Genomic DNA, 24088 nt, shown 5'->3' on the forward strand with positions numbered 1-24088 from the left:
CAGGGTCCGCGCGTCGATGGCCCGCCGACCCGCCGACCCGCCGGCAGGTCGTCAGCGGACGATCGTTACCGGCACGTCGGCCTGTGCCAGCACCTTGCCGGAGACCGAGCCGAGCAGCATCCCGGAGACCGCGCCGCGGCCGCGCGCGCCCATCACGATGAGGTCGGCGCGTGCCTTGCGCGCGACCTCGACGATGGTGGTGGCGATGTCGCCGACCTCGCGGCGCTCCCTGAAGTCCACCTTGGCGCGGGTGAGCGTCTTCACCGCGGCATCGATCATCGACGCGTGCGACTCCGCGTGGTGGCGCGCGGCGGCTTCGGCGCCGATCTTGCGTTCCACGCCGGGGAACAGCTCCGGGTTCACCGCGACCAGGGTGATCTGCGACTTCTCGTTCCCGCGCGCGAGCTTGATCGCGAACTTGACGGCACGCTGGCTGATTTCGCTGCCATCCACGGCGACGACGATCTTCATTGCGGAGCTCTCCTGGCGAGTGGCGCGATTGTAGTCGCAAGCCCCCGACGCATGGAACGTGCGACTCAGCGCTCGACGAACGCGCGCTCGAACACGTACTGGCCGGGCGTACCGATACGCGGCGCCGCGCTGAAGCCACGCCCATCGAGCAGCGCGCGGAAGTCGGCGAGCATCTGCGGGCTGCCGCAGACCATCGCGCGATCGTGCTCGGCGTCGAGCGCCGGCAGTTCCAGTTGCTCCATCATCCGGCCACTGTCCATCAGCGCGGTCAGCCGGCCCTGGTGATCGTGGCCGTTGAACGCGAACGCCTCGCGGGTGACGGCCGGGTAGTACAGCAGCTTCGCGCTGATCTGCTCACCCAGGAACTCGTGCTGCGGCAGTTCGCGGGTGAAGTAGTCACGGTAGGCGAGGTCGGCCTCGTGGCGCACGCCATGGCACACGACCACCCGCTCGAAGCGTTCGTAGGTCTCCGGGTCCTTGACCACCGACAGCCACGGCGCCAGGCCGGTGCCGGTACCCAGCAGATAGAGGTTGCGGCCGGGGTGGAGGTCGTGGATCAGCAGGGTGCCGGTCGGCTTGCGGCCGATCAGCACCTGGTCGCCGGGGCGGATGTCCTTCAGCCGCGAGGTCAGCGGGCCGTCCGGCACCTTGATGCTGAAGAACTCCAGCTGCTCCTCCCAGTTGGCGCTGGCGATCGAGTACGCGCGCAGCAACGGCTTGCCGTCCACCAGCAGACCGATCATCACGAACTGTCCGTTCTCGAAACGGAAGCCGTCGTCGCGGGTCGTGGTGAAGCTGAAGTAGTCGTCGGTCCAGTGGCGGACGTCGAGCACCGTCTCGGTGCCGAAAGCGGAGGACATGCGCGGGTAAGGCCGTGGGGAAACGGCCCATTCTATCCGATGCGAACCATTCTCATCGAACCTGCACGCCCCGGCTGGCAGCCTGCCGCGATGGACACGTTGTGGACGATCGGCCATTCCACGCGGACGCTGGAGGAATTCGTGGCCCTGCTGCACGAGGCGCGGATCGCCTGCGTGGCCGACGTGCGCCGCTACCCGGGATCACGGCGGCATCCGCATTTCGCGGCGGAGGCACTGGCCGAGAGCCTGCCGGCACACGGCATCGACTTCCTGCCGATGCCAGCGCTGGGTGGGCGCCGGCGGCCACGGCCGGATTCGCCCCATACCGCCTGGCGCAACACCAGCTTCCGCGGCTATGCCGACTACATGGACACCCCGGCGTTCGCCGCCGCGCGTGAGCACCTGATGGAGACCGCCGGTGAAAAGCCCACGGCGGTGATGTGCGCCGAGGCGATGTGGTGGAGCTGCCACCGCAGCCTGATCTCCGATGACTTCAAGGCGCGCGACTGGACGGTCATCCACCTGATGGGCCCCGGCAAGTCGCAGGAACATCCCTGGACCGGTGCCGCGCGCATCGTCGACGGACGGCTGGACTACAGCGCACCGGAAGATGCGCAGGGCGAGCTGGGGTTCTGAGTCCGGCGCGGGCCTCCGTGTTCTCAGCGGTAACCGGCGGCCTGCAGCTCGAACAGTTCCGCGTAGCGGCCGCCGGCGGCCATCAGCTGGTCATGGGTGCCACTGGCTTCCAGCTGCCCCTGTTCCAGCACCAGGATGCGGTCGGCCATGCGCACGCTGGAAAAGCGGTGGGAAATCAGCACCGCGGTGCGCTGGTGCGACAGCTCCTTGAAGCGGCGGAACACCTCGTATTCGCTGCGCGCATCGAGCGCGGCGGTGGGTTCGTCGAGGATCATGACCTGCGCATCGCGCATGTAGGCGCGGGCGATGGCGATCTTCTGCCACTGCCCACCCGAGAGGTCCACGCCGGTCTTGAAACGGCGGCCGATCAGCTGGTCGTAGCCGCCGGGAAGCTCGGCGATGACCTCGTCGGCCATCGCCCGGCGCGCGGCATCGACGATGCGCTCGCGGTCGTCCATCGCGCCGATCTGGCCGACACCGATGTTCTCGGCGGCGGTGAGGTGGTAGCGCACGAAGTCCTGGAAGATCACCCCGATGTTGGCGCGCAGTTCGTCGAGGTCGTAATCGCGCAGGTCGCGGCCGTCGAGCAGGATGCGGCCCTCGTCGGGGTCGTACAGGCGTGCCAGCAGCTTCACCAGGGTGGTCTTGCCGGCGCCGTTTTCGCCGACCAGCGCCAGCACCTCGCCGGCACGCAGCTCGAAGTCCAGGTGCCGCACCGCCCAGCGTTCGGCGTCCGGATAGCGGAACCCCACGTTTTCGAACACGAAGCCTTCGCGGATCGGCCGCGGCACCGGCACCGCGTCGGGCCTGGAGCGGATTTCCGGCTCGATGGCGAAGAACGAGAACAGGTCCTCGAGGTAGAGCGCCTGCCCGGCCACCTGCGAGAAACCGATCAGCAGGCCCTCCAGCAGCTGGCGCAGGCGGCGGAAGCTGCCGGCGAGGAAGGTGAGGTCGCCGATCGAGAAATCGCCGCGGATGGTGCGCCAGACGATGTAGGCGTAGGCCACGTAATAGCCGAGCGTGCCGAGGGCCGACAGCAGCGTGCCCCAGAACGCGCGGCGCCGCGCCAGTGCGCGGTTGGCGCGGTAGAAACCCTCGGCAAGCGTCCGGTAGCGGTCGATCAGGAAGCGGTGGAGGTCGAAGATCTTGACCTCCTTGGCGCTCTCCACGCTGGCGCCGGTCTGGCGCACGTACTCCAGCTGCCGGCGTTCCGGCGTCCAGTGGAAATTGAGGGTGTAGCCCAGCGCGTTGAAGTGCGATTCGCCGACGAAGGCCGGCAGCAGCGCCACCGCCAGCAGCAGGATCAGCCATGGCGCATAGATCAGCAGGCCCGCCGCGAAGCTGGCCACGGTGACGATGTCCTGCACCTGGCCGAACAGCTGGCCGAGCAGGCTCATCCGCCCCATCGTCTGGCGGCGTGCGCGGTCGAGCTTGTCCTGCAGCTCCGGGTCCTCGAAGTCCTCGAGGTCCAGGGTGGCGGCATGCTCCATCAGCCGCACGCTGGTGGCATTGGTGAACAGTTCCGACAGCAACCCTTCGGCATACGACACCAGCCGCCCCAGCAGGTCGGACAGCACCGCCAGCCCGAACTCCGCCAGCACCAGCCACAGCAGGTAGTCGAGCTGGCCGCTGTCCCAGGCCTGGCGCAGATCGACGAACCCCAGTCCGAGGCCGACCAGGCGCACCACCTCGTCGATGATCAGTTTGCCGATATAGAGCATCACCACCGGCATCACCGCACGCACCAGGCGGATGCCGAGGCTGGTCAGCGTGAGGGTGGGGCTGGTCGCCCAGACCTGGCGCAGGAAGGGCGGCAGGTTGCGCATCGCATTGAAGCGCTCGCGCAGGCTGGGCTGGGCATGGGACGGGGCGGTTCCGGGGGGCTGGGGCATCGCGCGATTCTGCCGTTCATGGTGTGGTCGTGGCGGTCACGACTGCCCGGCGCACCGGGCCGGCGGATCCGGGCATCCGCGTATACTCGCGTGTGGCGTCGCCCCGGGCGATGCCGTGCCCCAACCGGAACAACGGCTTGCCGGGGCTTTCCACACCGGATTCCCACCAATGGAGTGGCCGCGCCCCGGCGCCGGCCCACGAGGCAACCGTCCGCCGCATGCGCCTGTCCACGATCAAGCTCGCCGGATTCAAGTCCTTCGTCGACCCCACCACGCTGCACCTGCCGACCAACATGACCGGCGTGGTCGGCCCCAACGGTTGCGGCAAGTCGAACATCATCGACGCCGTGCGCTGGGTGATGGGCGAGAGCACCGCCAGCCGCCTGCGTGGCGATTCGCTGACCGACGTGATCTTCTCCGGCTCCACCGCGCGCAAGCCGGTGTCGCAGGCGATGGTCGAGCTGATCTTCGACAACTCCGACCACACCATCAGCGGCGAATACGCCTCGTTCAACGAGATCTCGGTCAAGCGCACGGTCAGCCGCGATGGCCAGAGCGCGTACTACCTCAACGGCACCAAGGTCCGCCGGCGCGACATCACCGACCTGTTCCTGGGCACCGGCCTGGGCCCGCGCAGCTACTCGATCATCGAGCAGGGGATGATCAGCCAGATCATCGAGGCGCGGCCCGAGGACCTGCGCGTGCATCTCGAGGAGGCCGCCGGCATCTCGCGCTACAAGGAGCGCCGCAAGGAAACCGAGACCCGCATCCGCCACACCCGCGAGAACCTCGACCGTCTGAACGACCTGCGCGAGGAGGTCGGCAAGCAGCTGCAGCATCTCGCGCGGCAGGCGAAGCAGGCCGAGCAGTACACCGCGATCCAGGCCGAGCGGAAGATCCGCGACGCGGAGTGGAAGGCGCTGGAGTTCCGCATCCTCGATCGCGAACTGCAGGCGCTGCGCGAGGGCCTGGCGCAGGAGGAGACGCGGCTGGAACAGCTGATCGCCGAACAGCGCGACGCCGAGCGCCGCATCGAGACCGGGCGCGTGCGCCAGCACGAGGCCGCCGACACCCTGGCGAAGGCGCAGGCGGCGGTCTACGAGGTGGCCGGCACGCTGGCCCGCATCGAGCAGCAGATCGCCCATCAGCGTGACCTGTCCGCGCGCCTGCACCGCGCCCGCGACGAGACCGCCAATGCGCTGGCCGAACTCGGCGGCCATATCAGCGGCGACCAGCAGCGCCTCGATGCGCTGCGCGCGACCATCGTCGAGGCCGAGCCACGCCTCGAAGCGCTGCGCGCCGAGGACGAGGCGCGCCAGGAGATGCTGCGCGAGGCCGAGGCCGCGCTTGCCGACTGGCAGCAGCGCTGGGAAGCACATGGCCGCGAATCCGCCGAGGCGGCGCGGGCCGCCGAAGTCGAACGCACCCGCGTCGATTACCTCGACCGCCAGGCGCTGGAAGGCGACCGCCGCCGCGAGCAACTGCAGAACGAACGCGCCGGTCTCGACCTTGACGCGCTCGCGGAGGCGTTTGCCGGGATCGAGCAGCGCCACGAAGAGCAGCGCACCGCGCTCGACACCCTCGGAGAGGACGTCCAGCTGCGCAAGCAGGCGGCGCTGGAGCTGCAGGACGAGCAGCGGCGCGCGCAGGACGAACTCTCCGAGCTGCGCAAGCGCGCGCAGGAAGCACGTGGGCGGCTGTCGTCGCTGGAGACGCTGCAGCATGCGGCGCTCGGCCAGGAGCAGGGTGCCGCGGTGGAGTGGCTGCGTCGGCAGGGGCTGGATTCGTCGGCCCGCGTCGGCGAACGCCTGCAGGTCGAAGCGGGCTGGGAGAACGCTGTCGAAGGCGCGCTCGGGCAACTGATCGAGGGCGTGCTGGTCGATTCGCCCGAAGCCCTGGTCGAAGCACTCGGCGACCTCGGTGAGGGCCGGCTTGCGCTGGTCTCGGCCGCGGACGGGGATGCCGGCTTCGCGCCGACCTCGCTGGCGGCGAAGGTGCGCGGGCCGCTGGCGATCCGCCGGCTGCTGGCACGGCTGCATGCAGCCGAAACGCTGGCCGATGCGCGTGCGCTGCAGGCCGCGTTGCCGGAGGGCGATTCCGTCATCACCCGCAATGGCGAGCGCCTGGGCGCGGGCTGGGTGCGGGTGCTGCGCTCCGGCGCGGCCAAGCAGGGTGCGCTGCTGCGCGAGCGCGAGATCCAGTCGCTGCGTGCGGAAATCGCCAGCCTGCAGGAACGCGAAGCCGATCTCGAAGCTGCGGCCGCGCAGCGCCGCGAGCGGCTGCTCGCGGCCGAGCAGGCGCGCGAGGAAGCCCAGCGGCAGCTGTACGTCGCCCACCGCAGTGCGTCGGAACTGGCCGGCCAGTTGCAGAGCCAGCAGGGTCGGCTCGATGCCGCGCGCAACCGCATCGCGCGCATCGACCAGGAGCTGGACCAGCTTATCGCCACGCTCGACAGCTCGGCCACGCAGTCGCGCGAGGCACGTGGCCGGCTGGAGGATGCGATCGGCCTGATGGCCGGTCACGAGCAGGCCCGCCAGGCGCTGGAAGCCGAGCGCGCGGCGCTGGTGCAGGCTCGCGATGCCGCCCGCGATGCCGCGCGTGCCTCGCGCGATGCGGCGCACGCGCTCGCGCTGAGCCTGGAGTCGCAACGCGCGCAGATTGCCGGGCTCGCGCAGGCGCTGGAGCGGATGGGCACGCAGCGCGGCCAGCTCGACAGTCGCCTGGAAGAGATCACCGTGCAGCTCGCCGATGGTGACGCCCCGGTCGGCGACCTCGAGGAGCAGCGCCAGTCCGCCCTGGAACAGCGCGTGGTCGCCGACAACGCGCTGGCCGCGGCGCGTTCGGCGCTGGAAGCTATCGAGCACGAGCTGCGTGGTTTCGAACAGACCCGCCAGCAGCGCGACGCGCACGCGCTGGCGCAGCGTGAGGCGATCTCGCAGCGCAGGCTGGATCAGCAGGCGCTGGTGATCCGCGCCGACCAGCTGCGCGCGGCGGTGGTCGAGGCCGGCTACGAAATGGAGGCGGTGCTCGCCAACGTCGCCGACGAGGCCAGCGCCCCCGCGTGGGAAAAGATGGTCGCGGACTTCGATGCCCGCCTGCGCCGGCTCGAGCCTGTCAACCTCGCCGCGATCCAGGAACATGCCGAGGCCGCACAACGCAAGGAATACCTCGACAGCCAGGATGCCGACCTCAACTCGGCGCTGGAAACCCTCGAGGACGCGATCCGCAAGATCGACCGCGAGACCCGCGGCCGCTTCAAGGACACCTTCGACCGCGTCAACGCCGGCGTGCAGGAGCTGTATCCGCGCCTGTTCGGCGGTGGCCACGCGTATCTCGAGCTCACCGGCGAGGACCTGCTCGATACCGGCGTGGCGATCATGGCGCGGCCGCCGGGCAAGCGCGTGTCGAACATCTCGCTGCTGTCCGGTGGCGAGAAGGCGATGACCGCGGTGGCGCTGGTGTTCGCGATCTTCCGCCTGAATCCCGCGCCGTTCTGCCTGCTCGACGAGGTGGACGCGCCGCTCGACGAAGCCAACGTCGGCCGCTTCACCGCGATGGTGTCGGAGATGAGCGAGCAGGTGCAGTTCCTGTTCGTCACCCATAACAAGGCGACGATGGAAGCCGCGCACCAGCTCAGTGGCGTTACCATGCGCGAGCCCGGCGTCAGCCGGCTGGTTTCGGTGGACCTTGCCGAGGCAGCGCGCCTGGCCGGCGCGGCCTGACGGCCGGGGCGGCGCGCTGGTCGGCGCGGCATGACGGTCCATTCCGCACGCTGGCCGCGGCCGGCGTGCACCGATGACGAGCAAGGGAGAGAAGCGCGATGTCCGATGTGTGGCTGATGCGGATCGGCATTCTGGTTGCAGGTGCGATCCTGCTGGCGGCCATCTGGTACTTCGGCACGCGTCCGCGACAGGGCGGCCAGGGCCGTCGCCTGCGTCCGGAGGAGCGCGGCACCGAGCGTGACCGCATGGAGCCGACGCTGGGTGCGCAGATCGAGCAGGAGCTCGACGCCGCGGGCGCCACCACTGACGATGCGCGCGAGCCCGAGGAACTCGACCTCTTCGACGCCGCCGTCGGCGAACCGGCCACGCCGAACGCGGAACTCGGCCGCCGTGTCAGCGACGACTTCGACAAGATCGTGACCCTGTACATCGCCGCACGCGCCGGCGAGGTGCTGCGCGGTCCGGACATCGTGGTCGCGGCCGAGAAGGCCGGCCTGACCTACGGGCACATGAACGTGTTCCACCGCCTGCTGGAAGGCCATCCCGAGCGCGGGCCGATCTTCAGCGTGGCCAATATCCGCAAGCCGGGCAGCTTCGAGATGTCCGAGATCCAGTCGCTGGAAACACCGGCGATCGCGTTCTTCCTGACCCTGCCCGCACCGGTCAGCGCGCTCGACGCGTGGGAAAAGATGCTGCCCACCGCGCAGCGCATGGCCGAGTTGCTGGAAGGTGTCCTGCTCGACGAGCAGCGCAACGCGCTGGGCCGCCAGCGCGTGGCCCATATCCGCGACGACCTGCGCGCCTACGACCGCCAGAACGAAGCGCCGCCGGTGACCCGCAGCCCGCGCTGGTAGGGGATCCGCCGTTGGACGGCTCCACGTCCAGGGGCTGCATCGAAGGTCACGAGGAAGCCCCGCCTTTTTCAGGGTTCTCCCGAATGACGGGAGTTCCATGCGAGCGCGGAGGCTCGCCGGACGCCTGGGAATTTGTGAGCGCGAGCCGCGAGCCTGCGAGCCCGGGGTCAGGTCAGTGCCAGGAGCGAGAGCCGGAGCGCGGGCGTGGTGCCGGCGCGCGCAGCCCACCGCGGCCACAGGGGGATGCCCAGCCGGATATCTCCGCGTCCTGCTCCCACATCCGGCCGCCGGCCATCCATGGCCGGCTCTGGACATCCCCCTGCGTCCGCGGCGGGCACCGGACTGTCGCTGCGTGCTGAAGAGGTCAACGGCGGAAAACGTCAGGCTCGTGGCGGGCAGCCACGGCTATGACCTCCATGCCGGAACTCTCGTACGCACGCGCGTGTCAGCGGCAGGCGGCCCAGCACAACCGCTGTTGCTTTGTGTGCCGGAGCCGGCGGATGTCCGGGCCCGTCGCGTGCACCGGGGGGTGTGCTCCCAGCCGGCCATGGATGGCCGGCGGCCGGCTGTGGTAGCTGGACGCGGACTCCAGCCGGGGGAGCACACCCCCCGGTGCGCGTGACGGGCAGCGCGAAGCCGAACGAAGCACCTCGCCGACGCCTGGGCACCCCGCGCTCGCGCTTTTCCGCCACCGCCCGCGCGTGGAGAAGATCGAGGACAACACCTCCCCGTATGCACGATGAGCGGCACGGCGCGTACAGAGGCATGACAGCCGCACGACGTCTCCCGCAGCGGGACATGGACCTTTCCAGTCAGACGCCTCGACACACATCCATGGAGCTGTGGTCCGCTGACCGCAGGCGACGTCGCCCACCACCGCGGCCCCCTTAGAATTGCCCGATGGCCAAGTCCCCCAGCGAACGCGTCGACGAACTGCGGCGCCTGATCGAAGACGCGAACCATCGTTACTACGTCCTCGATGACGCATCGATTCCGGACGCCGAGTACGACGCGCTGATGCGCGAGCTCGAGGCGCTGGAAGCGGCGCATCCGGATCTTGTCACCGCGGACTCCCCGACCCGCACCGTCGGCGCACGCCCGGACTCGGGCTTCGCCGAAGTCCGCCATGCGATCCCGATGCTGTCGCTGGCGAATGCGTTCGAGGATCCCGACGGCGGTGACGACGACCGCGTCCGCTACCGCGAGGTCGCCGAGTTCGAGCGCCGTATCGAGGACCGGCTCGGCACACGCGCACCGCGCTTCTCGGTCGAGCCCAAGCTCGATGGCCTCGCCATCAGCCTGCGCTACGAGGACGGGGTGTTCGTGCAGGGCGCCACGCGCGGCGATGGCGCGACCGGCGAGGACGTGACCGCCAACCTGCGCCAGGTGCGTGCGGTGCCGCTGCGGCTGCGTGACACCGGCGCGCCGCCGCCGGCGGTGCTCGAGGTGCGCGGTGAGGTATACATGCCGCGCGAGGCCTTCGAGGCCTGGAACGCGCGCGCCCTGGAGCGCAACGAGCGCCTGCTGGCCAATCCGCGCAACGGTGCGGCGGGGTCGCTGCGACAGCTCGACCCGGCGGTCACCCGGCGTCGTCCGCTGGCGTTCTTCGCCTATGGCGTCGGTGCGGTTGAGGGCCTCGACCTGCCGGAGACGCATTCCGGGACGCTGGCACTGCTGCGCGGCTATGGGTTCCCGGTGGCGGCGGAAGTCGACACCGCCACCGGCTTCGATGGCCTGATCGCCTATTACCGCCGCATCGGCACGCTGCGTGACAGCCTGCCGTACGACATCGACGGCGTGGTCTACAAGCTCGACCGTTACGACCAGCAGCGCACGCTGGGCTTCGTCTCGCGTGCACCGCGCTGGGCACTGGCACACAAGTATCCGGCGCAGGAACAGGCCACGCAGCTGCGCGCGATCGAGATCCAGATCGGTCGCACCGGCGCGGCCACGCCGGTGGCGCGGCTGGAGCCCGTGCAGGTGGCGGGCGTCACCGTCACCAATGCCACGCTGCACAACGCCGACCAGATCGCGCGGCTGGACGTGCGTGAAGGCGACACCGTGATCGTGCGCCGCGCCGGCGACGTGATCCCGGAGATCGTGCGCGTCATCGACGAGCGTCGCCCGCCGGGCACCACGCCGTGGGCGATGCCCGACGCCTGTCCGGTGTGCGGGTCCGACCTGGTGCGCGAGGAGGGCGAGGCGGCGTTCCGCTGCACCGGCGGGCTCACCTGCGGTGCGCAGCGGCGCGAAGCACTGCGGCATTTCGCCTCGCGGCGTGCAATGGATATCGAAGGCCTGGGCGAGAAGCAGGCCGACGCGCTGGTGGAATACGGTTTTGTCGAATCGATCGCCGATCTCTACGCACTCGACGTCGCCGATCTCGTGCGCATGAAGGTGGCGATGGATGCGGCAACCGCGGCGGACCTGTTGCGGATCGTCGATGACAGCCGCGGCGCGCTGACGATCGACGAGGCCACGCGCACCGCACTGGCGCAGGAACCGCCGCAATGGCGTCGCGCGGAGTTCCTGCGTGCGCATCTTGCGGTGGATGCATCCGCGGGCCGGCTCGCGACCAGGTGGGCGGAAAACCTTATCGCCGGCATTGATGCCAGCCGTCGCACCACCTTGCCGCGCTTCCTGTTCGCGCTGGGCATCCCGCACCTGGGCGAGACCACCGCGAAGACGCTGGCGCAGTGGCTCGGCTCGCTCGGGTTCATCCGCAGCACGCCGGCGCTGCTGTTGCAGGCGTTGCCGGACATCGGCGCGGAAGTGGCGCGTTCGATCGCGACGTTCTTCGAACAGCCGGGCAATATCGCCGTGGTCGATGCGCTGCTGGCCGCGGGCATCACCTTCGAGGACGAGGGCCTGCCGGATGCCGGCCTGCACGAACGCCTGGATCTTGCGCACCTGCTGTCCGCGCTTGCGGTCAACAAGCTGGGCGGCAAAAGCGCCGAGCGCCTGGGCCAGACCTATCAGACGCTCGGCGCACTGCTGCGGGCGAATCCAAGTGGCTGGACCGGTGCGGGGCTGTCGGCCGCCGGTGCGGAGAACCTGCAGGCCTACCTCGCCGATGACGACGCGCGCGCGGCGTTGCTGGCGGCCGGCGAGGCGATGGAGCGCCTGCTCGCCGCGGCACCGGCGGCCGCACGGCGCAGCGCCGGCCCGCTCGAGGGCAGGACCGTGGTGCTGACCGGCACGCTGTCGTCGATGACCCGCGACGAGGCCGGCGAGCGCTTGGAAGCGCTCGGCGCCAGGGTCAGTGGCAGCGTGTCGAAGAAGACCGATTTCGTGGTCGCCGGCGAGGCTGCCGGCTCGAAGCTCGCGAAGGCGGAATCACTCGGCGTCGAGGTCTGGGACGAAGCCAGACTGGTGGCTTTCCTCGGGCGTGAGCAGTGAACGACTGGCGCCCGTCCGCGGCACCGGCCGCGATCCGCCTGCGCGCGCGCGTCAATGCGCTGATCCGTAACTTCTTCGCCGAACGCGACGTGCTCGAGGTGGAGACCCCGGTGATGTCGCAGGCCGGCAACACCGAGCCCAATATCGCGTCGTTCTCGCTGGCATTCACCGGCCATGTCGATGCCGGTGCGCGCACGCGCTGGCTGCGCACGTCGCCGGAATACCCGCTCAAACGCCTGCTGGCCGCCGGCGTCGGTGACTGCTACGAACTTGGCCGGGTCTTCCGCGATGGCGAAGCGGGCGGGCGCCACAACCCCGAGTTCACCATGCTCGAGTGGTACCGCGTCGGCTGGGGCCATCGCCGGCTTGCCGACGAAGCCGCGGCGGTGGTGCAGGCGGCGCTTGCGCTGGTGGGTCGGCAGGCGCACGTGGTGGCGACGTCGTACCGGCAGCTGTTTCGCGAGGCGCTTGGCCTCGACCCGATGCTCACCGACATCGGCACGCTGCGTGCGGCACTCGGCGATATCGGCATCGATGGCGACGGCCTCAACCGCGACGATTGGCTCGACCTGCTGCTGAGCCATCGCATCCAGCCCGGCTTCCCGGTCGACCAGTTGCTGGTGCTGTACGACTACCCGGCATCGCAGTGCATGCTCGCGCGCATACGTGAAAGCGATGGCGACGTGCTTGCGCCGGTGCCGGTGGCGGAGCGCTTCGAGCTGTTCCTGGGCCCGCTCGAACTCGCCAACGGCTATCACGAGCTGGCCGATGCGGGCGAGCAGCGCGCGCGTTTCGAACGCGAACTGGCTGAACGGGCGCGCCGCGGTGACGTCCTGCCGCCGATCGACCGGCATCTGCTGGATGCGCTGGACACGGGCTTCCCGGCCTGCGCCGGCGTCGCGCTGGGCGTCGATCGCCTGCTGATGGCGATGCTGGGCACGTCGCGGATTGCCGACGTGCTGGCATTCGATTTCGCGCGCGCCTGAGGCCACGCCCCGCGGCGGGGCCGGATTGTCGAAATGTTTACATGCGCGGCGGTGCGCAGCGTGTAGATTGGGCGCGTCGTGGATCCGGGGGGTTTCATGTTGCGGGGAGCGCTTGTCGTGATGTTGGCCGTGGGCACGGGCGGATGCGGCCTGACCGCGCGCCTCGGCCTGGGCGGCGGGGAAGACGCGCAGCCCGTTGCCGCCGCGGAGCCTCGCGTGTTCCGCTGCGAATCGCGCGACAACCGCCGCAACTACTGCAACGCCGACACCCGCAACGGGGTGCGCCTGCTGGTGCAGAACTCCTCGTTCGATTGCATCCACGGCACCACCTGGGGCTATGACAACCGCAGCGTGTGGGTCGCACGCGGCTGCAGCGCGGACTTCATCGAAGGGCCCGTCGATCTCGACGGCAACACGCCGCCGCAGCGCGTGCGCTGCGAGTCGCGCGGCAACCGCATGATGCGTTGCAATGCCGTGGTCGCGCAGGACGTTCGCCTGGACGAACAGCTGTCGGACGTGCGTTGCGTGCAGCGGCAGAACTGGGGCTGGGACCGCAACGGCGTGTGGGTCTCCGGCGGTTGCGGCGCGGAATTCGTCGTCCGCTGACGGCATTCGGCATCGATCGGGGCCGGCCGCTGCGGCGGTTAGAATCGCCCGATGAACGACGCCATCGATTACGCACGCTACGACCGCATCCGCCCGATCCGCTGGACCGGCAATGCCCTGGAACTCCTCGACCAGCGCAAGCTGCCGTTCGCGACCGAGTACGTCACCTGCACCCGCAGCGATGACGTGGCCGCGGCGATCCATGCGCTGATCGTGCGCGGGGCGCCGGCGATCGGCATCGCTGCGGCCTGGGGCGTGGTGCTGGCCGCGCGCGAGGTCGATGCGGCCGACGGCGTCACCGCAGCGTCCCTGCTGGCGCCGGCGATGCAGCGGCTCAACGCCGCGCGTCCGACCGCGGTGAATCTCGCCTGGGCGCTGGCGCGCATGCGCACCGCGCTCGAAGCCGCGGGTGCCGACTGGCGCGAACGCATCGCCGCCGAAGCGCAGGCGATTGCCGACGAGGACCTTGCCGCCAACCGGCGCATGGGTGAGCTCGGTGCATCGCTGATCGCGCCCGGCTCGGGCGTGCTCACCCACTGCAATACCGGTTCGCTCGCGACCGCCGGCTTCGGCACTGCACTGGGTGTCATCCGTGCCGGCGTTGCGCAGGGCAGGGTGGGCCGCGTGTATGCCGACGAGACCCGGCCGTGGAACCAGGGCTCGCGGCTGACCGTATGGGAACTGCAGCAGGACGGCATCGACGCGACCCTGATCGCCGATGCCGCCGCCTCGCACCTGCTGCGCAATGGCGAGGTCGAGTGGGTGGTGGTCGGTGCCGACCGCATCTGCGCCAATGGCGATGTGGCCAACAAGATCGGCACCTACCAGCTGGCGATCTCGGCGCGCTTCCACGGCAAGAAGTTCATGGTGGTGGCGCCGTCGTCCACCGTCGACATGGCCACGCCATCCGGCGACCGCATCGAGATCGAGGAACGCGATCCGGGCGAGCTGCTGGGCGTCGCCGGCAACCGCACGGTCGCCGAAGGCGTGCAGGCCTGGAACCCGGTATTCGATGTCACCCCGGCGTCGCTGATCGACGCGATCGTGACCGAGCGCGGCATCGTCGAGCAGCCCGACGCCGAGCGCATGCGCGCCCTGTTCGGCACCGCCTGAGCGTTTCCGACGGACTCCCTGGGCGCGCTCGCGCGCAGCCGCTCCCCCGGGGACTGCACCGCGCTTCCGGCGCGGCCTCACCCGGCTCCATTCGCACCGCCTCGCCGTCCGGCCGCGGGGCACGCGCCGGTCCCTTGCCCGTTCAGGTCAGCCGGGGCCGCCGCCCGCAACCGTACTGCCTGTGCGCGACCCTTGGCCTAAGTGCTTGTTTTCAGGATGGAAGCGTTTGGGCCGCAGGGCCCCGCGTGGTATCATCCGCTGTCTTTTTCCACGCGTTGCCGGCGGCCGGCGCGCGGGTCGTCCGGAGGTTCCGGAAGGCCACCCGGTCCGTGCCGCGCAGCCAGGATGCAAACCGCCTAGATGGTCGATTCCTCGAAAGAAATCATCCCCGTAAACCTCGAAGACGAGATGCGCCGCAGCTACCTCGATTACGCCATGAGCGTGATCGTGGGACGCGCGCTTCCCGACGTGCGTGACGGCCTGAAGCCGGTGCATCGCCGCGTGCTGTTCGCGATGACCGAGCTCGGTGCCCACAGCAACAAGCCGTACTACAAGTCGGCGCGCATCGTCGGTGACGTGATCGGTAAGTACCACCCGCACGGTGACCAGTCGGTGTACGACACCCTGGTGCGCATGGCGCAGCCGTTCTCGCTGCGCTACATGCTGGTCGACGGGCAGGGCAACTTCGGTTCGGTCGACGGAGACTCCGCGGCGGCGATGCGTTACACCGAGGCGCGCATGGCGCGGCTCACCCACGAGCTGATGGCCGACATCGACAAGGACACCGTCGATTTCGTGCCCAACTACGACGAGAAGGAGCTGGAGCCGTCGGTGATGCCGACGCGCTTCCCGAACCTGCTGGTCAACGGCTCGGCGGGCATCGCGGTCGGCATGGCCACCAATATCCCGCCGCACAACCTGGGCGAGGTGGTGGACGCGCTGATCGCGATGATCGACAACCCCGACATCGACATCGACGGGTTGATGGAATACATCCCGGGTCCGGACTTCCCCACCGCCGGCATCATCAACGGCGTCGGCGGCATCCACCTGGCGTATCGCACCGGCCGCGGCCGTGTGCGCATGCGCGCGAAGGCGGACGTCGAGGTGGCCGACAACGGTCGTGAGTCGATCATCGTCACCGAGATCCCGTACCAGGTGAACAAGGCGCGGCTGATCGAGAAGATCGCCGAGCTGGTGAAGGAAAAGAAGCTCGATGGCATCAGCGAGTTGCGCGACGAGTCCGACAAGGACGGCATGCGCATCTACATCGAGATCAAGCGCGGCGACTCCGCCGAGGTGGTGCTCAACAACCTCTATCAGCAGACGCAGATGGAGTCGGTGTTCGGCATCAACATGGTGGCGATCGTCGAGGGCCGGCCGCAGCTGCTCAACCTCAAGCAGATCCTCGAGGCCTTCGTGCGCCACCGCCGCGAGGTGGTCACGCGCAGGACGATCTTCGAACTGCGCAAGGCGCGCGCGCGCGCGCACATCCTCGAAGGCCTGACGGTCGCGCTCGCCAACATCGACGAGATGATCGAGCTGATCAAGACCTCGGACAACCCACAGGTCGCCCGCGAGCGCATGCTGGCGCGGGTGTGGCAGCCGGGCCTGGTCGGTGCGCTGCTGGAAGCGGCCGGTGCCGAGGCCTCGCGCCCGGAAGACCTGCCCAGGGGCGTGGGCCTGCTGGCCGATGGCTATCAGCTCACCGAGACCCAGGCGCAGCAGATCCTGGAGATGCGCCTGCACCGCCTGACCGGGCTGGAGCAGGACAAGCTCACCGAGGAATACCGCCTGCTGCTGGAAACCATCCGCGGCCTGATCGAGATCCTCGAGAATCCCGACGTGCTGCTCGACGTCATCCGCACCGAGCTGCGCAACGTCAAGGAAGAGTTCGGCGATGCCCGCCGCAGCGAGATCCGCGCCAGCGAGGAGGATCTCGACATCCTCGACCTGATCGCGCCGGAAGACGTGGTGGTCACGCTGTCGCATGCCGGTTACGTCAAGCGCCAGCCGGCGACCGCCTACCGTGCGCAGAAGCGTGGTGGCCGCGGGCGCAACGCCGCGTCCACGAAGGACGAGGATTTCATCGACCAGCTGTGGCTGGTCAACACCCATGACACGCTGCTGGCCTTCACCAGCAGCGGCCGCGTGTTCTGGCTGCCGGTGCACCAGCTGCCCGATGCCGGCCCGAACGCGCGCGGGCGTCCGATCATCAACTGGATGCCGCTCGAGGAAGGCGAGAAGGTGCAGGCGGTGCTGCCGGTGCGCGAGTACACCGAAGGCCAGTATGTGTTCTTCGCCACCCGCAACGGCACGGTCAAGAAGACCCCGCTCACCGAGTTCGCGTTCCGCCTGCAGCGCGGCAAGATCGCCATCAACCTCGACGAGGGCGACGCGCTGATCGGCGCCGAGCTCACCGACGGCGACCGCGACATCCTGCTGTTCGCCTCCAACGGCAAGGCGGTGCGCTTCGACGAGAACGCGGTGCGCTCGATGGGCCGCACGGCGACCGGCGTGCGTGGCATCCGCCTCGCCGAAGGCGAATGCGTGGTCAGCCTGATCGTCGCCGAATCGGCAGGCGAGGGCGCCGAGGAAGCGGCCGACGAATCCGAGAACGGCAACGGCCATGCGAACGGCAACGGCAACGGCAATGGCGACGCGGTGCAGGTCGAGCACGACGACGAGCCCGATGCCTACATCCTCACCGCCACCGAGAACGGCTACGGCAAGCGCACCCGGCTTGCGGAATATCCGCGCAAGCGCCGCGGCACCCAGGGCGTGATCGGCATCCAGACCACCGAGCGCAATGGCCGGCTGGTTTCGGCGGTGCTGCTGAGCCGTCGCGACGAGGTGCTGCTGATCTCCGATGGCGGCACCCTGGTGCGCACCCGCGCGGCGGAGATCTCCGTGGTCAGCCGCAACACCCAGGGCGTCACCCTGATGCGCGTGTCCGAAGGCGAGCGCCTGCAGGCGGTGGAGCGCGTGGATGCGTCGATCGTCGAGGACGAGGGCGTGGTGGCGACGGCACAGCTGGCCGACGGCGGTGCCGCAACGGAGTCGGCAACGCCGGCGTCCTGATGGCGGGGCGGGTCGCGGGCATCTCCCGCGGCGGGATGCCCTGACCCCAGGCCCTCTCCCGCGGGCGGGAGAGGGTTCTCGAGCCGCAGCCCCGGCGCTTGTTCGACGTTCATCTCCCGACCCGGTGTCGTTGCACGGCTGACGTGCCTCCGTGGGTGCCGCGCGTCCATCGTGCACACGGGGGCGCGTTGTCCTCTCGTTCCCCGGATGTGGCGCAACCCTGGAATGCCGCGCGGTGATGGGCTCCGTTTCGAGCCGCGCCGCCCGTCGCGCGCACCGGGGGGTGTGCTCCCCCGGCCGGAGTCCGCGTCCAGCTACCACGGCCGGCCGCCGGCCATCCATGGCCGGCTGGGAGCACACCCCCCGGTGCACGCGACGGGCCCGGGCATTCGCCGGCTCCGGCACGAACATCACAGTGGTTGTGTCGGCGTCGCCTACCGCTGAACGTGCCTGCGTTCGCAGGTCCGGCATGGGAGGTCGGCAGGTTGCGGCAACAGTGACAGCGACGGCAGGCCGGGAGTCGCCGCCACGACGGCCTACGTTCTTTGCAGTGGACCTCCCGGATCCCACGACGGTTCGGGGGCCCGCCGCGGCCACAGGGGGATGTCCAGAGCCGGCCATGGATGGCCGGCGGCCGGATGTGGTAGCAGGACGCGGAGATATCCGGCTGGGCATCCCCCTGTGGCCGTGGTGGGCCGCCCGCGGCCCAACCTGACCCGGCCGTGCTCTGGCTCTTGCTCGGCTCGGCTCCGAACTTACGAACTTCCGGAACCTCCGGGCTTCCGGGCGCGAGGCTCCGCGCTTGCATGGACGCCCCTCTATCGGGAGGAGAACCTCCTTCGAGCCGCAGTCCCGCGGCCTGCACACCTGACGACCGCCCGTTGCCTCAACGCTTCCCGACGCGGGCCTGCAGCGCCTGCTCCATCGTCAGCCGCCGGGCGAGGTCATCCGCCGACAGCCCTGGTGCGAACAGGAAACCCTGGCCGACCGGCACGCCGAGTTCCAGCAGGAAGCGCCGCTGCGCTTCCGACTCCACACCTTCGGCGACCAGCCCGAGGCCAAGACTCCGTGCGATGCCGGCGATCGCCTGGCAGACCGCGACGTCGGAATGGTTGTCCGGCACGCCCGCCACGAACAGCTGGCTGAGCTTGAGCCCGTGGATCGGCAACCGGCGCAGGTAGTTCAGGGCGCTGTAGCCCTCGCCGAAGTCGTCGATGCTCAGCATCACCCCGAGGTCGCGCAGGCCCGCGAAGGTGCGCAGGGTGTCGGGCGCGTCCTCGATCAGCGCGCGCTCGGTGAATTCCAGTTCCAGCGCGGAACCCGGCAGGGCGTGCTCGGCGAGCATCGCGCGCACGGCATCCGCGAGGTCGTCACCGATGAACTGCCGGTACGACACGTTGACCGCAACGCGTACGATCCCGTGGCCGGCGGCGCGCCATGCCGCGACCTGCGCACAGGCCTGCTGCAGCACCCAGCGGCCGATGCGCACGATGTCGCCGGTGTTTTCGGCGTGGGCGATGAAGTGGTCGGGGCGCATCTCGCCCTGCTGGCTGCGCCAGCGGATCAGCGCCTCGGCGGCGACGATGCGGCCATGGTGCAGGTCCACCTGCGGCTGGTACACCAGCCGGAACTCCTCGTTCTCCACCGCGCGGCGCAACTGCGTCTCCATGCGCAGGCGGTCCTCGCGCAGCTGCCCGAGCTCGGCGGTGTAGGCCTGCCAGTTGTTGCGCAGCCGCCGCTTGCTGTCGTACATCGCCGCATCCGCGTTCTGGATCAGCGTCTGCGGGCGGTCGCCGTCCTGCGGCGCGCGCGCGATGCCGATGCTGGCGCTGATGTCGAACTCCTCGCCGTCGAAACGGAAGTTCTCCGCCAGCGCCGAGAGGATGCGTTCGGCAAGACGCTCGGGCGTACCGGCATCGTCGCGGATGCCGCACACGACCAGGAACTCGTCGCCCCCAACGCGGGCGATCAGCCCCTCGGTGCCGACCGCGTCGGCGATGCGACGTGCGGCGAAGTGCAGCAGCTGGTCGCCCGCCGCGTGGCCCAGCACGTCGTTGACGGTCTTGAAGCGGTCGAGGTCGATATAGAGCACCGCCAGCCGTGACTGGGTGGGGTCGCACAAGCGGCCGTCGAGTTCGGCCAGAATCGCATCGCGGTTCAGCAGGCCGGTCAGCGGATCGGTGCGCGCCTGCACGCGCAGGGTTTCCTCGGACTGCTTGCGTTCGCTGATGTCCTGCAGCGTGCCGGTGATGTTGATGGCGCCGGACTCGTCGTGCTCGCGCTCGCCGATGATGCGCACCCACAGGGCGCGACCATCGTCGCGGCGCCCGCGCAGCTCGAGGTCGAGCGGCTGGCCACGATCCACGGCCGAGTGCAGCGCCTGTTCCAGCCGGTGCGCATCGTCCTCGCGCAGGCTTTCCAGCATGCCCGCCATGTTCACCGGCAGCGGCAGGTGGTCGAGGATGCGCGCGCCCTCGGCGGTGAGGTAGAGCGCGTCGCGGCCGACCTCCCACTCCCAGCCGCCGATGCGTGCCAGCGCCTGGGCGCGGGCGAACAGCGCATGGTCGCGCTTGAGGCTGGTGATGTCGTTGAAGAACGAGATCACCTGGTGCGGCTGCTGCGCGCCCGGCGCGAACACCGGCACGGTGGCATAGGACATCCAGCGCAGGCGCCGTTCCGGCTTGTGGTAGAAGCCGAGCACGCGGGTGCCGGTGGGGCGGCCGCTGCGCAGGGTCTGCGCGAACGGCGAGGCGTCGGGCGGAATCCTGCGGCCGCTTTCGTCGAGCAGCGTCCAGTCCTCCGGCACCAGGTGCTCGCCCAGGCTGTGGTCGGCATTGATGCCGAGGATGCGCATGGCCGCGGCGTTGGCCTGCAGCGGGCGGCCGGCGGCATCCTGCACCAGCACGCCCTTGTCGATGACCTCCAGCAGCTGCCCGTAGCGCGCTTCGGCCTCGCGGCGGGCGCTGAGGTCGCGTGCCACCGCCACCACGCAGGGGCGCCCATCGAGGCTGAAACCCGCCGAGTGCACCTCCACCGGGAAGCGGGTGCCGTCGGCGCGCATGTTGTAGACCTCGATCACATAGGTGCCGCCGCGGTGCAGGGTTTCGAGCACCGGTTGCATGTGGTCGGTGGGGAGGTCGGGATTGAGCACCTCGATCGGCTGGCCGACGATCTCCTCGCGCGGGCGCCGGTAGGCGCGTTCCCCGGCGCGGTTGAGGTCGAGCACGATGCCGCGCTCGTCGAGGATGCTGACCGGGTCGGGCACCGCGTCGAACAGCGCGGCGTAGCGCAGGCGTGCGCGCTCGGCATCGACGCAGCTGTGGCGCAGGGCATCGGCGGCGCGGGTGAGCAGTCGGCGGGTCTCTGCCGGAATGCCGGGATCGCCTGCAGCGGCGTCGAGCGATGCGGCGATCCGCTCCGGGTCGGTCCCGGGCGAGGCGTCGTCGGCATCCGCTCGACGCGGCGGATTCATGACACCGCCGGATCCGGTGCCGCGGGTGCGGTGGCCTGGCCGACCCTGCTGCCGGTTCCGCGCCCCAGGCACGCCGCCAGCCAGCGCCCGGTGTCGGCGAGCGCCTCGAGGTCGATGCCGGTCTGCATGCCCATGCCATGCAGCATATACACGACATCCTCGCTGGCGACATTGCCGCTGGCCCCATGTGCATAGGGGCAGCCGCCGGTGCCGGCCACCGCGGCGTCTATCACCCGCGCGCCCTGCTCCAGGCAGGCGAGCACATTGGCCAGCGCCTGCCCGTAGGTATCGTGGAAGTGCAGGGCGAGCGCCGGCACCGGCACCTCGGTGGCCACCGCGCGCAGCATGGCCGCGGCCTTCGCCGGCGTCCCCACGCCGATGGTGTCGCCGAGCGAGACCTCGTAGCAGCCCATGTCATGCAGCGCACGCGCGACGCGCACCACGTCGGCCAGCGGCACCTCGCCCTGGTAGGGGCAGCCCAGTACCGTCGAGACATAGCCGCGCACCCGCACGCCATCCGCGCGCGCCCGTTCCATCACCGGCGCGAAGCGCTGCAGCGACTCGTCGATGCCGGCGTTGATGTTCCTGCGGTTGAACGCTTCCGATGCCGCGGTGAACACCGCGATCTCCTCCACGCCGACTGCGCGTGCACGCTCGTAACCGGTTTCGTTGGGTACCAGCACCGGATAGGCGATGCCCGGGCGGCGCGCGATGGCGGCGAACACCTCGGCGGCATCGGCCAGCTGCGGCACCCACGTCGGGCTGACGAAGCTGGTGGCCTCGATGGTGCGCAGGCCGGTGCGGCCAAGCCGGTCGATCAGCTCGACCTTGACCGCCGCCGGCACCAGTGCCTTCTCGTTCTGCAGTCCGTCACGCGGCGATACCTCGACGATGCGTACCTGGTCGTTCATTGCCTCTCCCGCTGGGATGTACGTCGCCTGCGCCCGGTTCAGGCCAGGCGGGCGAGGGTGGCGTCGGCCTCGACGAATTCGCCCTCGGTGACCGGCAGTTCCGCGAGCTCGCCATCGCGCGGCGCCTTGATGGAGATCTCCATCTTCATCGCCTCCATCACCAGCAGTTCCTGGCCGGCGGTCACCGCGTCGCCCGCGGCTGCGCGCACCACCACGATGCGGCCCGGCATCGGCGCACGCAGGCGGCTGTCGCTGCCTGCGGCGGCGCCGGCGGCGCGCTGTTCGCGGCGCAGGAAGCGCAGCGCGCGACGGCTGTCGCCGTCGTGGATCAGCAGATGGTCGCGGTCCCCGCCGATGCGGAAGGCACGCGCACTGCCGTCGGCCTGCAGCCACAGGCGGTCGCCCTCGCGGCGCGCGGCGGTGACGTCCACCGGCGCGGCATCGCCGACGGTGATCGTCCAGCGCCCGCCACGGCCACTGGCATGCACGTCGAGCACGTCGTCGCCATCACTCAGCCGCAGGCGCGTGGCGGCGCCACCGGCACCATGCCAGCCGTCGCCGGCAGACCATGGCGAATGCGGATCCCCGGGCTGCGCGCCGGTCGCCTGTTCGAGGGCGAGCAGCTCCGCCACGACTGCGGCCACGCGCTGCATCGCCATGGCCTGCGGGCGCTCGGGCTGGCGCAGCGCATCCGGCTGGCGGTCCAGGTAGCCGGTATCGATGGTGGCATCCACCACCGCCGGGTCGCGCACCAGGCGTTCGAGGAAGCCCACGTTGGACTTCGGTCCTTCGATCTCGCACGCCGCCAGCGCCTCGCGCAGGCGCGCCAGCGCACGCGGGCGATCGGCGTCGTGGACGATCAGCTTGGCGATCATCGGGTCGTAGAAGATGGTGACGGTGTCGCCCTCGACCACGCCGCTGTCCACGCGCACATGCGCATCGGCGTCCGGCAGGCGCAGCCGGGTCAGCGCGCCGGAGCCGGGCAGGAAGCCGGCATCCGGGTCCTCGGCGTACAACCGCACCTCGATGGCATGGCCCTGCTGGGTGATCGCGTCCTGCGCCATCGGCAGCGGCTCACCGGCGGCGACGCGCAGCTGCCATTCCACGAGATCGAGGCCGGTCACCAGTTCGGTCACCGGGTGCTCCACCTGCAGGCGGGTGTTGATCTCCATGAAATAGAAGGCGCCTGCCGGGTCGACGATGAATTCCACCGTGCCGGCATTGGCGTAGCCGATCGCGCGCGCGGCGAGCACTGCGGCTTCGCCCATGCGCGTGCGCAGGTCATCGGTCAGGAACGGCGAGGGCGATTCCTCCAGCACCTTCTGGTAACGGCGCTGCGCGGAGCACTCGCGCTCGAACAGGTGGATGGTGTTGCCGACGTGGTCGCCGAACACCTGGATCTCGATATGCCGCGGCTGCTCGATATAGCGCTCCAGCAGTACGCGGTCACGACCGAAGGCGTTGGCGGCCTCGCGCTGGCAGCTCTCCAGCGCGGCCGCGAACTCGTCCGCAGCGCGCACGATGCGCATGCCCTTGCCGCCGCCGCCGTGCGCGGCCTTGATCATCAGCGGGAAGCCGATGCGCTGTGCCTCGCGTGCCAGCGTCGCGCCGGACTGGTCCTCGCCGGTATAGCCGGGCACCACCGGCACGCCGGCCGCCGCCATCAGGTCCTTGGCGCCGGCCTTGCTACCCATTTTCCGCATTGATGCCGCCGAGGGCCCGATGAAGCGGATACCCGCGGCGTCCACCGCGTCGGCGAAGTCCGCGTTCTCGCTGAGGAAGCCGTAGCCGGGATGGATCGCCTGCGCGCCGCGTTCGCGGGCCACCGCGAGGATCGCATCGCCGCGCAGGTAGCTGTCCTGCGGACGCGGCCCACCGATCGGCCACGCCTCGTCGGCCATGCGCACATGCAGCGCCTGCGCATCGGCCTCGGAATACACGGCGATGGTGCGGATGCCCAGCCGGCGGCAGGTGCGGATCACCCGGCAGGCGATCTCGCCGCGGTTGGCGATGAGTACGGAATCGAACATGGGTTCAGCCTTCTCCTCCGGATGGAGGGGTGGATGCGGATGCATGGAACGGCGA

At 70.0% G+C, this 24088-nt stretch carries 14 protein-coding genes; 8 read left to right on the plus strand and 6 right to left on the minus strand.

Going from position 1 to position 24088, the window contains the following annotated elements:
* Positions 1-51 precede the first annotated feature (51 nt).
* Together ERL55_RS06105 and ERL55_RS06110 are read right to left on the minus strand one after the other, a co-directional pair.
* Positions 52-471 (minus strand): universal stress protein, encoded by a 420-nt coding sequence (locus tag ERL55_RS06105; protein ID WP_129135639.1) that lies wholly within the window; start codon positions 469-471, stop codon positions 52-54.
* 65 nt (positions 472-536) lie between these two features.
* Positions 537-1331 carry a ferredoxin--NADP reductase gene (locus ERL55_RS06110; protein ID WP_129135640.1) on the minus strand — a complete coding sequence of 265 codons (795 nt, stop codon included), beginning with the start codon at positions 1329-1331 and terminating at the stop codon, positions 537-539.
* A 39-nt stretch (positions 1332-1370) separates the two neighbouring features.
* Here ERL55_RS06110 and ERL55_RS06115 point away from each other — a divergent pair, with 39 nt between their 5' ends.
* Entirely contained in the window at positions 1371-1967 is a 597-nt protein-coding gene (locus ERL55_RS06115) for a DUF488 domain-containing protein (RefSeq protein WP_241685855.1), read from the plus strand.
* Positions 1968-1990: 23 nt separating this feature from the next.
* On the opposite strand, the gene ERL55_RS06120 is transcribed toward ERL55_RS06115, so the two are convergent.
* Complete coding sequence (locus ERL55_RS06120) at positions 1991-3859, minus strand: ABC transporter ATP-binding protein (RefSeq protein ID WP_129135641.1); 1869 nt, start codon at positions 3857-3859, stop codon at positions 1991-1993.
* 218 nt (positions 3860-4077) lie between these two features.
* Here ERL55_RS06120 and smc point away from each other — a divergent pair, with 218 nt between their 5' ends.
* The 7 genes from smc to gyrA all read left to right on the plus strand — a co-directional run bounded on the left by smc (position 4078) and on the right by gyrA (position 17620).
* Positions 4078-7581, plus strand: coding sequence for a chromosome segregation protein SMC (smc, locus tag ERL55_RS06125; protein ID WP_129135642.1), 3504 nt, complete (start codon positions 4078-4080; stop codon positions 7579-7581).
* A gap of 98 nt (positions 7582-7679) precedes the next feature.
* Entirely contained in the window at positions 7680-8435 is a 756-nt protein-coding gene (zipA, locus tag ERL55_RS06130) for a cell division protein ZipA (RefSeq protein WP_129135643.1), read from the plus strand.
* Between the two features lie 900 nt (positions 8436-9335).
* A complete protein-coding gene (gene ligA / locus ERL55_RS06135; protein ID WP_129135644.1) occupies positions 9336-11834 on the plus strand; it encodes an NAD-dependent DNA ligase LigA in 2499 nt (832 codons plus the stop codon).
* A complete protein-coding gene (epmA, locus tag ERL55_RS06140; protein WP_129135645.1) occupies positions 11831-12820 on the plus strand; it encodes an EF-P lysine aminoacylase EpmA in 990 nt (329 codons plus the stop codon). Before ligA ends, epmA begins: the two co-directional genes overlap by 4 nt.
* A gap of 120 nt (positions 12821-12940) precedes the next feature.
* On the plus strand, positions 12941-13426 hold the full coding sequence (locus ERL55_RS06145) for a DUF3011 domain-containing protein (protein WP_241685880.1): 486 nt from the start codon (positions 12941-12943) through the stop codon (positions 13424-13426).
* Positions 13427-13477: 51 nt separating this feature from the next.
* Positions 13478-14539, plus strand: a complete 1062-nt coding sequence (gene mtnA, locus ERL55_RS06150) for an S-methyl-5-thioribose-1-phosphate isomerase (protein WP_129135647.1) — start codon at positions 13478-13480, stop codon at positions 14537-14539.
* Between the two features lie 360 nt (positions 14540-14899).
* Positions 14900-17620 (plus strand): DNA gyrase subunit A, encoded by a 2721-nt coding sequence (gene gyrA / locus ERL55_RS06155; protein ID WP_129135648.1) that lies wholly within the window; start codon positions 14900-14902, stop codon positions 17618-17620.
* Between the two features lie 886 nt (positions 17621-18506).
* Here the strand turns inward: gyrA and ERL55_RS06160 are convergent.
* The 3 genes from ERL55_RS06160 to ERL55_RS06170 are packed head-to-tail and all read right to left on the minus strand — an operon-like array spanning position 18507 to position 24033.
* Positions 18507-21092, minus strand: coding sequence for an EAL domain-containing protein (locus tag ERL55_RS06160; RefSeq protein ID WP_129135649.1), 2586 nt, complete (start codon positions 21090-21092; stop codon positions 18507-18509).
* Positions 21089-22003 carry a hydroxymethylglutaryl-CoA lyase gene (locus tag ERL55_RS06165; RefSeq protein ID WP_129135650.1) on the minus strand — a complete coding sequence of 305 codons (915 nt, stop codon included), beginning with the start codon at positions 22001-22003 and terminating at the stop codon, positions 21089-21091. Before ERL55_RS06165 ends, ERL55_RS06160 begins: the two co-directional genes overlap by 4 nt.
* Positions 22004-22041: 38 nt before the next feature.
* Positions 22042-24033: an acetyl-CoA carboxylase biotin carboxylase subunit gene (locus ERL55_RS06170; protein ID WP_129135651.1), complete on the minus strand. Its 1992-nt coding sequence runs from the start codon at positions 24031-24033 to the stop codon at positions 22042-22044.
* Positions 24034-24088: the final 55 nt, after the last annotated feature.

Source organism: Luteimonas sp. YGD11-2 (assembly GCF_004118975.1).
Taxonomy (GTDB): domain Bacteria; phylum Pseudomonadota; class Gammaproteobacteria; order Xanthomonadales; family Xanthomonadaceae; genus Luteimonas; species Luteimonas muca.